The sequence below is a fragment of the Sphingobacterium sp. GW821-FHT03E03 genome (assembly GCF_059420745.1).
Map to the genome: position 1 here is coordinate 66,128 of NZ_JBWKUH010000024.1, position 10,738 is coordinate 76,865.

Consider the following 10,738-nt stretch of genomic DNA (forward strand, 5'->3'; position numbering starts at 1 on the left):
AGGTATTTAAAGATCATTTAATTATGCTTTAAATACCTTTTTTTATGATGTATGAAGCTATTTCAAGACATCTTTTAAGTTTTTGAGCCCTTGATCAAAATCCTTATCCATATTCATAAATAGGCTCATTAGATTCCAGGGGTAAGGTGACTTACCGGTAATGCCCCAGGTCACCGCTGTCTGGTTCGATGATATTTCCTTCAGCGTAAAATAACCTTTTGACGGTTCGCCGAATCCAAAGTCAAGTGATGTTTCGATCGTTTCTCCATCTACAATGCGCGTAATCGTTTGTGAACCTTTTCCAACTTTCTCGCCATCCCAGCTGTATTTAAATCCAACCTGACCATCGGTGCCCTGTTCGGATTTCTTCATCTGTGGATCGGAAAGTTGCCATACCCCAAAGTAATCTTGATTTCGAAGCATTTTCACATAGTTGAAGACCTCCTGTTTAGGTTTGTCAATGGTAATCTCACTTTTTGCATCAAAATCTTTAGGAACAAAAAGAGCCACAATTAAGGGAATGGCAATGAGAATAACCAAAACAATTAAAATTTTTTTAACGATTTTCATTTTTCTGCGTTTAATTGGTTTAATAAACTTTTTTCGGATTAAAGATAGCTGATTAATGTGATTTGTGGGATGGTAGATTTAAGATTTTATCGACTAGTTATTTTAAACGAAAACGGGGCCGTTCGCGCTAGACTGACCCCATTTTTATAAATTCATTTACATCCTATCGGGAGCGATTGAATTCGCATCCTACCGGGTATGTCTCTGGTTTACCTACTTTAATAATTCCAAATGTGTGCTTATACCAATTCTATTCCATGAATTGATTGTAATAATAGCGATAATGATCTGTGCAAGTTGTTTTTCGTCAAATAGTTTCTTCGCTTTTTGATAAGTTTCCTCCGTCAGGCCCTCTTGATGAATTAGGGTAATCTCCTCAGTCATCTCCAATAAAACCTGTTCTTCGGCATTAAATAATTCGGTCTCACGCCAGGCGTTCAGCAAGAATATACGCTGAGGAGTTTCACCATACTTTAATGCATCTTTGGTGTGCATGTCAAGGCAAAAAGCACATCCATTAATTTGGGATGCTCTTATTTTAATAAGCTCTTTCTGGATAGGGGTAAGAAAGATATTAGCGAGGTAGGTTTCTAAACCCATCATCGCTTTATAAGCTGTTGCATCTACTTTTGCAATATTTAATCGTGCTGTCATTGTTTTATGTTTTGATACTACAAAGTTGCAGGAAAGATTGAATAATAAACTTAAACTGGTTTAAGAAAGCACATGTCAAATTAACATCTGTTAAATCTAACCAACGTATATAGTTACGGACGAACTTCTTATTCTGAAATAATCAGGTAATAATTGTCAGGATCCCGGAGGATAAACTGATTTCTTAATGAATTTTCATTGTAGTGAATTTCTTTTTCGAACATGGCATCGAGTTTGGTCGCATTTTCAAACACTTCCTGGAGATTACCTACCCGAAAGAATAGGATTAGACCATTTCCGGCATTTTTGGGTTGGAGCATGGTCGGATGTGCGTGTTCACCCCATTTGTGAAGGCATAAAATTACATTGTTTTCAACTGTTAGAATTTCAAAAGTCTCGCCACCATGTTCGCTGGTACAACCTAGCAAATCCTGGTAAAAGGTTGAACTTTTAGAAACACTTTCCACAGCGATTATTGTTTCTGTTCTCACCATTGGTTTATTTTTTGGTATTTTAATTTATTCCTAGGCCTGCATATAGCTATGCAGACGTAGGAATTAACAAGCAAAACAGGGATTCGGTTTTGCAAACTATTTAATTTATGCTATTTGATCTGTTAATCAAATAGGCTCAGATGTTTGGCATTCACCAGATCTAGGATCATATGATAACCTGCCAGTGAGTTGCCGTGTTGGTCTAAAGCCGGACTGAAAGCGCCTATTCCCATATTACGGGGAACACTGACAGCGATTCCTCCGCCCACACCGGATTTACTCGGTAGCCCAACCGTACGGGCATATTCACCACTGAATTCGTACATGCCGGCAATCAGCATTTGTGACTGAATAAGCTGTGACAGATTAGGATCTTGAAATTGTTTGTTTCCATCATAACGGACACAGTGATTGGCAAAAAAATAGCCTATTTTGGCAAGATCTTCCACTGTGATTTCGATGGAACATTGTTTAAAGTAATTATTGAGCTTTTCTTCCCCTTCACCATCAATTAACCCATTATTTCGCATAATGTAGAACATACCGCGATTCCTATGACCAGTTTCTCTTTCTGAGTTATATACCGCATGGCTATAATCTATCTGTTCATTGTTTGTAATGAAACGTATCATCTTAAGGATTTTAGCAAAGGGTTCTTCAGCATTCCCTTTAATAAGGGCTGTGGTCAATATAGCACCTGCATTCATCATAGGATTAAGCGGTTTACCCATTGTTTCTAAATTGCCAAAGTGATTGAAAGGTTTGTCGGTTCCAAAATATCCCATTTTCTCAAAAACAGCTTTTTCACCATTCTCCTGTACCGCAATCATCAACGCAATTATTTTTGATATGCTTTGGATCGTAAATTTTTGATGTATATCTCCGGCACTTACCAGAGTACCATCGTTATTTACAACAGATAGTGCAATGGATTGTGCATTTGCTTTGCCCAGTTCTGGAATGTAATCTGCTACTTTTCCCAGTTTAAAGCGCTGACTATTCTTTTCAAGAATGCTATTTAATGTTGCTTGATCTATCTTTTTTGCATCCTTTACCGTTGCGGTACTTGTCGTCTGCTGCGCCTGGCACACATCTATTCGCCCTGTATAGCTTAGGACAAGTAAAGCTGTTATCAAACCAAAAGTTCTATTCATGTCTTCAATCTATTTATGAAAGTCCAAAGATAGGAAAGTATCGATACTTTAGCTGTTCGAGGGGGCAGGATCAACATTCCAGCCCGAAAGTATGTCACCATAGAAAAAGAAGGTCACATAGAAGTTTTTGTTACTGACCTTATCCTTTACGAGATATTTTTTTGTGACATCGTACGCATCAACTTGCTTATACTTAGATAATACCACAGGATTTGCTGCCGGATTTTCCGCTTTTACCATGTCTTGAATTTTTTGGGTGATCAATTTCATGATGCCAGCTTTCTTAAAAGGGTCGTTTTCTACCTTATTGGTTGAAATACGAGGTAAGGTTCCATTGTTTTTTTCTTTTTTGGATTTAGCGGCTGTTGTATAGGCTCTGAAGCGCTCTTTAATCTTTGGATCTTGGAGACTTTGTATGGTGAAAATAGAGATTCCCTGAGCACCATTATTTAAAGCCTCATCCATATCGACAAACATTTCATCATTGTTTTTAGCCATCAATCCACAGTACAAAGTGGTATTCGCAGCTTTATCTCTGACATTTTCTAGCGTACAATCTTTTATAAAGCTTGGATCCTCGGTGTAAAAGTTGCTGTATACCATAGGGAATACAACGTCCAGTTTCCATTTACCCCAATCTTGACGAACCATTCTCGAAGCCATTTTTGGTGTAGGAAAAGGCGAGGCTGCCATAGTCTTTCCATGGCTGTGGACAACTTCAGCAATCATATTAGCGATGTCAGTGATCTGGTCACAACGAAACTGTCTCCATTTTAGATCTTTTGAAGGATCTTTTTGTGCCCTGGGATCATAACCATATTGTTTTTTGAATTTTTCTATGGCAATGGGGTGATATCCATAATCCCATGCTGGGTATTCGCGATCTTGAACGATATTATACTTTGGCCACAAAGTGGTTGGTAATACAACATCTACATAGCGGTTGTAGTCTATTGATATACCATCGAGACCTTCAACTTCGCAATAAGACTGGATTTTCTGTTTAATATACTCTTTCACTCCTGGTACAACGGGTGATAAGAATTTGTAGTAGCCAACATACGCAGTGGTATCAGCCAGACTTTTTCCATTTCTATTGACACTAAACCAGTCTGGATGTTCTTTTAAGATCTTATCCCGATCATGCTCCAGGTTCATCGTCCATAGCCAGGCAATTACCTGTATCCCATATTTCTTTGCAATAGGAATGGCGACTCTATATTCATCAGGACTGGCTGCATTTAGCATGACCCCATCAATACCCAAGTAATTCATCTCACGGCAGATGGAATCAAAATTTGTAGTTGGATTATAATCCAGCCAAGTCCAAAACATTGCCGGCTTCTCCCGTTCCGCCGCCTCGGAAACAGGGACGAAAAACCCATAGATAATTAGTACGAGGCAAATACAGCATTTTCTGATTAATTGTTCTTTCATATGATTTATTGATTCTAAAATTATCTATAATTTGTTCTTTGGATGTTTAGTATTTGTTTCAATCTTGAAATTTTTACTAATTCAAAAATTGAAATCTGGGTATATTCAACCGTGAAAATACACAAAAACGCTGAATTTAATCAATTTGACCTCTCTTTGGAGGAAACTTTCTTTTAGTTACAAAATTTATTAGAAAATTAAAACTATTCACCCGTTTAGATGTTACTAGAGAAAGAATAAATTATAATATACATTATTGACATTGAAAAGTGCGCTGGGCTACTGGCGAATAGATAATTGTTTTAGATATGAGGAAACTTTACATTCCAATTTCTGTCTTATACTTATTGCTATACACGACTGTAAAAGGACAAGAACCGGGTCCAGTTGAGCCGATAAAAAGAGATTCTGTACAGCAAATCAAAGAAGAAATCACCTATCCCAAACTGCAGATAAAGGGGCTTTTTCAGGCGCGGTACCTTGTGAGCACAACTAAAGATGTTGACGTGAACGGGCTTCACCATAGTGACGGCTCTGGAACGGACAATAATTTTATGGTGAAGTATATGCGGGTGCAGATGCGTGCGCAGATCAGTAAGCGAACTGAAGTAGCAGTCCTTGCCAATTTAGCTGATTTTAAAAGTGACCCAAAAACAAAGGTACTTGAAAATGCGTATTTAAAATATACGTTTAGCCCTAAGTTGGCCATTACAGTTGGCCAGTTTCGACCTTGGTTTGGCATTGAGGAAACTTATCCAATAGATATTATTAAATCGTTGGATTGGTCAAATCAATATATTGAATTTGGCAAATTGGGTTGGGCGAGTTTTCAGATTGGAATGGCAGCAACAGGGGAGGTCAATTTAGGAGATATGCCATTTAGTTATTCTTTTTCCGTGGTCAATGGAAATGGTAAAAACCAAGTCGTCGACAATGATAATGGAAAGCAATATTCAACACGCTTGGTATTTGGGCTTTCAAAAAAATATGGGGTCAATCTTGGGCTAAATGGCGGTGTGGGTGAGGTTATGAAAAAGCAAGTACACGCACTGGGGGTAGATCTGAGTGGAAACGTAGATTTTGGGAAACGTTGGAACCTGGATATGCAACTGGAAGCAAAACAGGCTATCAATCATAACTTATATTATGCGTTGGATGAGGGGGCGCGTACTTCAAAATTAAGTGACTACCTCGTTCGCGGTATCTATTTCCTGCCGAATTTAAGGTATGAAGTCAACTATTATAACCTCAGTGCATTTGAGCTTTCCTGTCGTTATGAGTATATCGACCCAAATTATAAGTTAAATGCAAATGCAAGGCAAACTTTTACGCCAATGTTTGGTCTGGAGTTTTTGAAAAATTACGGTGCCCGGATACAGCTTGGTCTTCAACTCGATCGCTATAAGAAGCAGACTCAGAATACCAATGAATACAATAAAAACTTATTTATCGTACAAGTACAAAGTAGATTCTAATCTTTTAAACCTCAATTATTATGAAGGAAATTAGTGTCAAAAATGTTGCCATCACTTTTATTGTTGCGCTCATTTTGTGGTTTATTCCAGTTCCTAAGGGCGTTAGTCCTGAAGCTTGGCATTTGTTTGCCATATTTGCTGCGACCATACTCGGGATCATTCTGAAGGCGGCGCCAATGGGTACCATGTGTATGATGGCGATTGGATTTACGGCGCTGACACAGGTTTTAGCTCCCGGAGATGCGGGTAAATCTATTACGAAAGCGTTGACCGGCTTTGGTGATAAGGTTATCTGGCTTATAGGGATATCGTTTTTTATCGCACGCGGGTTTATCAAAACGGGCTTAGGCAATCGTATTGCATTTCTTTTTATTCGAGTTTTTGGAAAAAGTTCACTTGGACTGGCCTATGGTCTAGGTTTGGCTGACGTGTGTCTGGCACCCGCGATACCTAGTAATACGGCCAGAGGTGGCGGTATCATTTACCCAATTATGAAATCTATGGCCATCAGTTTTGATTCTGTTCCAGACAAACCAGAGACGCATCGAAAGCTGGGATCCTATCTGACACTGAATAGCTACTACATGAATTTGATTGCTTCCTCCATGTTTTTAACCGGAACAGCGAGCAACCCGATGTGTCAAAAGTTTGCGGCTAATCTAGGGATTGATATTACGTGGATGTCTTGGGCCGTTGCAGGCTTTATTCCGGGCATCGTTGCTTTTTTTGTTGTTCCACTTGTACTTTATAAACTGTATCCACCTGAACTAAAAAAGACGGGTGATGCACCCAAAATGGCGGCGGAAAAATTAAAAGAGATGGGCCCCATATCCAGAAATGAGTGGTTGATGTTATTGGCATTTTTTATACTTCTGGCGCTTTGGATTTTTGGAGGTTCGCTGTCGATTGATGCAACTACAACTGCATTTATTGGATTGACTTTGCTTTTGCTGACTTCGGTGCTAACCTGGGAGGATGTAAAAGCAGAGAAGGGGGCTTGGGATACCATTGTTTGGTTTGCCGTTTTAGTTATGATGGCCAGTTCGCTGAATGAACTTGGATTTATAGGTTGGTTTAGTGATTTGATCAAGGTACAGATTGGCGGGCTGAGTTGGCAGATTGCATTCCCCGTAATTGTTTTGGTGTATTTCTTTAGCCATTACATCTTTGCGAGCGCCACAGCTCACGTTGCCGCAATGTATGCTGCATTATTGGGAGTGGGTGTATCATTAGGCATCCCGCCCATGTTGTTGGCCATGATGCTTGGGTTTCTGGGTTCCATATATGGCGTGTTAACACATTATGGTCATGGTCCAGCACCCGTATTCTTTGGTAGCGGTTATGTTGATCTTAAGTCCTGGTGGTTGCGGGGTCTGGAAATCGGGATCGTGCTGCTGATTATCTATATGGGTGTAGGTGGTTTATGGATGAAAGTTATTGGTTATTATTAAATAAATGGCTTATGCTATCGACCTTATCAAAGAAAATACTTATGTGCTTAACGGGGTTATTTCTCGCTTTCTTTCTGCTTATCCATTTTCTGGGAAATTTGCAGCTATTTTTACCACAGGAGCAGGCACATTTACAGTTTAATGCCTATTCACACTTTCTCTCTGGAAATATCCTGATTAAAATTGTTTCTTATGTCCTTTACCTGAGTATTGTACTGCATGCTATTGATGGATTGGTCATCATTATAAAGAATAAAAAAACAGGTGGGGATTATCAGTCAGACCGGCGTGGACGTGCGAGCAAATGGTATTCCCGAAATATGGGAATTCTGGGCACGCTTATTCTGATATTTTTGGTCATCCACTTTCAGAATTTTTGGTACGTATATAAGTTTGGAGCTCCACCACTGGATGCAAAAGGAAATAAGGATCTCTATGTATTGGTTATTGCAGTGTTTCAACAATGGTGGTATGTGCTTATTTATGTTTTGTCCATGGTGGCCTTATGTTATCATCTTATTCATGGGATTCATAGTGCGGTGAGAACCCTCGGACTGTATCATCCAAAATTTGTCCATTGGTTTAAGGTAATTGGTACAACCTATTCCATTGTCATCAGCATAGGGTTTGCGTTAATGCCAATTTATATATTTTTTACTGTTAACTAAAGGCGAAGACATGACTTTAAACTCAAAAATACCAGCGGGACCTTTGGAGCAAAAGTGGACACGCTATAAAAAAACTGCAAAGCTTGTTAACCCCGCCAATCGCAAAAAATTAGATGTCATTGTTGTGGGGACAGGGCTGGCGGGAAGCTCAATAGCGGCATCTCTTGGCGAAATGGGCTATCAGGTCAAATCATTCTGTTTTCAGGACAGTCCCCGAAGAGCCCATTCTGTAGCAGCACAGGGGGGCGTCAATGCTGCTAAAAATTATAAGAATGATGGCGATAGTGTCTACCGTATGTTTGTGGATACTTTAAAAGGGGGCGATTTTCGCGCGCGTGAAGCTAACGTCTATCGAATGGCTGAATGTTCGTTGAATTTGATAGATCAAGCGGTGGCGCAAGGTGTTCCCTTTGGACGTGAATATGGGGGATATCTGAACAATCGCTCTTTTGGTGGGGTTCAGGTGAGCCGAACATTCTACGCAAGGGGACAGACCGGACAGCAGCTGCTATTGGGAGCTTATCAGGCCTTGATGCGGCAGGTCGGTAAAAAAACTGTTCAGCTCTTTTCCCGCCATGAGATGTTAGATGTTGTTGTCATCGATGGGAAAGTGCGTGGTATTATTGTTCGCAATTTAGATACTGGAGCGATTGAACGACATGCTGCACATGCTGTTATACTTGCAACGGGTGGATACGGCAAAATCTATTATCTATCTACCTTAGCAATGGGCTGTAACGGATCGGCAATTTGGCGGGCACATAAAAAAGGGGCATTGATGGCATCCCCAAGTTGGATTCAGGTTCATCCGACCTCTTTACCGCAATCAGGCGATTATCAATCCAAGCTGACGTTGATGTCAGAATCCTTACGTAATGATGGTCGCATTTGGGTTCCATTAAAACAGGATGAAAACAGAGCAGCCAATGACATCCCAGAAGAAGATCGAGATTATTACCTTGAACGTCGATACCCCGCATTCGGGAATCTTGCACCGCGGGATATATCCTCTAGAGCGGCCAAGGAGCGGATAGATGCTGGTTTTGGTATAGGCCCTTTAAAAAATGCCGTCTACCTTGACTTTGCAAAAGCAATCAAGGAACAGGGGAAGCAAAAAATTGAAGAGAAATATGGTAATCTCTTTGATATGTACCATAAAATAACGGGCTATGATGCGTATTCTGAACCGATGATGATATCACCCTCGGCCCATTTTTCGATGGGCGGACTTTGGGTTGATTACGAGCTGATGACAACTTTGCCAGGGCTATTTGCACTTGGTGAAGCTAATTTTGCCGATCATGGCGCTAATCGCTTAGGAGCAAATTCGTTGCTTCAAGCTTCAGTGGACGGTTATTTTATTGCGCCTTATACCATCGCCAATTATTTATCGAATGAAATTCACACCGGAAAGATTTCTACAGATCATGCGGAGTTTGAAAAGGCAGAGTTAGCGGTTAAAAAGCAAATTGATGAATTATTACAGATTAAGGGCAATAAAACTGTCGATTATTTTCACAAAACACTTGGGAAGCTGCTGTATGATTATTGTGGTCTAGCTAGAAATGAGCAGGGACTTAAATATGCAATAGCGGAAATCAAGAAGCTTAAGCAGGAATTTTATAGCAATGTTATGGTTAGTGGGCAACTAAATTCATTAAATACGGAATTAGAGAAAGCTGGACGTGTTGCAGACTATTTTGAAATCGGTGAATTGATGTGCTATGATGCATTGACCCGTGAAGAATCCTGTGGTGCACATTTTAGGGAGGAATACCAAACAGCGGATGGAGAAGCGCTGAGAAATGATGCTGAATTTCAATTTATCTCTGCCTGGGCCTGGAAAGGAGAAGGGGAAGAACCAGAATTGATCAAAGAACCTTTGACTTTCGAAGAAATACAACCTACTGTAAGAAGCTACAAATAAAATGAATAATTATGAATCTACATCTTAAAATCTGGCGACAAAAAGATAATCAAACAGCAGGAAAACTGGTGGCCTATGATCTTCAGGGGCTTAATCCACATATGTCTTTTCTTGAAATGTTGGATACCTTAAATGAAAAGCTCATTGTGAGCGGAGAGGATCCTGTTGAATTTGATCATGATTGTAGGGAAGGGATCTGTGGCCAATGCGGTGTAATGATTAACGGTATTGCGCATGGTCCGTTGAAACATACGACCACTTGTCAGTTGCATCTACGTTCGTTCAACGATAATGATATTATTGTGATAGAACCCTTCCGTTCATCAGCATTTCCGGTGAAAAAAGATCTTAAAGTGGATAGGTCCGCTTTTGACCGAATTATTTCACTGGGAGGCTTTGTATCTATCAATACTGGTCAGGCACCAGATGCCACAGTTATTCCCATTTCACATGAACTTGCCGAAGAAGCGTTTGATTCAGCTGCTTGTATCGGATGCGGTGCATGTGTTGCCACCTGTAAAAATGGGAGTGCAGCGCTATTTACTTCAGCAAAGATTACACATATGGCCTTACTGCCACAGGGAAAGGAGGAAAGAAATCATCGTGTACTCAGTATGGTCAAGCAAATGGATGTGGAATCTTTTGGACACTGTTCAAATACAGAAGCATGTGAGGTTGAATGTCCGCAAGGTATATCTGTCCTAAATATCGCCAGGATGAACTTTGAATATAATAGAGCCTTAATCTTTAAGAAGAAATAGCTCTTCTACTATTTCAAAATTTTGCGGTCATGTATTAGGCGATAATTAATGATATTAAACTGTTTAGACAAATATTTCTGTTGTTTTTGTAGCCGATTATCCCGGAAAATAGGGATTTATAAAATATTATACTTTTTAAGTAGGTTT

At 39.9% G+C, this 10,738-nt stretch carries 10 protein-coding genes; 5 read left to right on the forward strand and 5 right to left on the reverse strand.

Going from position 1 to position 10,738, the window contains the following annotated elements; all coding sequences use genetic code 11:
* Nucleotides 1-57 precede the first annotated feature (57 nt).
* The 5 genes from AC07UV_RS20575 to AC07UV_RS20595 all read right to left on the reverse strand — a co-directional run bounded on the left by AC07UV_RS20575 (nucleotide 58) and on the right by AC07UV_RS20595 (nucleotide 4,309).
* Entirely contained in the window at nucleotides 58-570 is a 513-nt protein-coding gene (locus AC07UV_RS20575) for an SRPBCC family protein (RefSeq protein ID WP_495185102.1), read from the reverse strand.
* Nucleotides 571-783: 213 nt separating this feature from the next.
* Nucleotides 784-1,224: a carboxymuconolactone decarboxylase family protein gene (locus tag AC07UV_RS20580; protein ID WP_282254760.1), complete on the reverse strand. Its 441-nt coding sequence runs from the start codon at nucleotides 1,222-1,224 to the stop codon at nucleotides 784-786.
* Nucleotides 1,225-1,352: 128 nt separating this feature from the next.
* Entirely contained in the window at nucleotides 1,353-1,718 is a 366-nt protein-coding gene (locus AC07UV_RS20585; protein ID WP_495185103.1) for a VOC family protein, read from the reverse strand.
* 122 nt (nucleotides 1,719-1,840) lie between these two features.
* A complete protein-coding gene (glsA, locus tag AC07UV_RS20590) occupies nucleotides 1,841-2,872 on the reverse strand; it encodes a glutaminase A (RefSeq protein ID WP_282254759.1) in 1,032 nt (343 codons plus the stop codon).
* Nucleotides 2,873-2,920: 48 nt separating this feature from the next.
* Nucleotides 2,921-4,309, reverse strand: coding sequence for a family 10 glycosylhydrolase (locus tag AC07UV_RS20595; RefSeq protein WP_495185104.1), 1,389 nt, complete (start codon nucleotides 4,307-4,309; stop codon nucleotides 2,921-2,923).
* Between the two features lie 308 nt (nucleotides 4,310-4,617).
* On the opposite strand from AC07UV_RS20595, the gene AC07UV_RS20600 reads away from it, so the two are divergent.
* The 5 genes from AC07UV_RS20600 to AC07UV_RS20620 are packed head-to-tail and all read left to right on the forward strand — an operon-like array spanning nucleotide 4,618 to nucleotide 10,591.
* Complete coding sequence (locus AC07UV_RS20600; RefSeq protein WP_495185105.1) at nucleotides 4,618-5,784, forward strand: porin; 1,167 nt, start codon at nucleotides 4,618-4,620, stop codon at nucleotides 5,782-5,784.
* 20 nt (nucleotides 5,785-5,804) lie between these two features.
* Nucleotides 5,805-7,235: an anion permease gene (locus tag AC07UV_RS20605; RefSeq protein WP_282254757.1), complete on the forward strand. Its 1,431-nt coding sequence runs from the start codon at nucleotides 5,805-5,807 to the stop codon at nucleotides 7,233-7,235.
* Between the two features lie 11 nt (nucleotides 7,236-7,246).
* Entirely contained in the window at nucleotides 7,247-7,903 is a 657-nt protein-coding gene (locus AC07UV_RS20610) for a succinate dehydrogenase cytochrome b subunit (RefSeq protein WP_495185106.1), read from the forward strand.
* 10 nt (nucleotides 7,904-7,913) lie between these two features.
* Nucleotides 7,914-9,830: a fumarate reductase/succinate dehydrogenase flavoprotein subunit gene (locus AC07UV_RS20615; protein ID WP_495185107.1), complete on the forward strand. Its 1,917-nt coding sequence runs from the start codon at nucleotides 7,914-7,916 to the stop codon at nucleotides 9,828-9,830.
* A gap of 11 nt (nucleotides 9,831-9,841) precedes the next feature.
* Nucleotides 9,842-10,591, forward strand: a complete 750-nt coding sequence (locus AC07UV_RS20620) for a succinate dehydrogenase/fumarate reductase iron-sulfur subunit (protein WP_495185108.1) — start codon at nucleotides 9,842-9,844, stop codon at nucleotides 10,589-10,591.
* The last annotated feature ends 147 nt before the right edge of the window (nucleotides 10,592-10,738 follow it).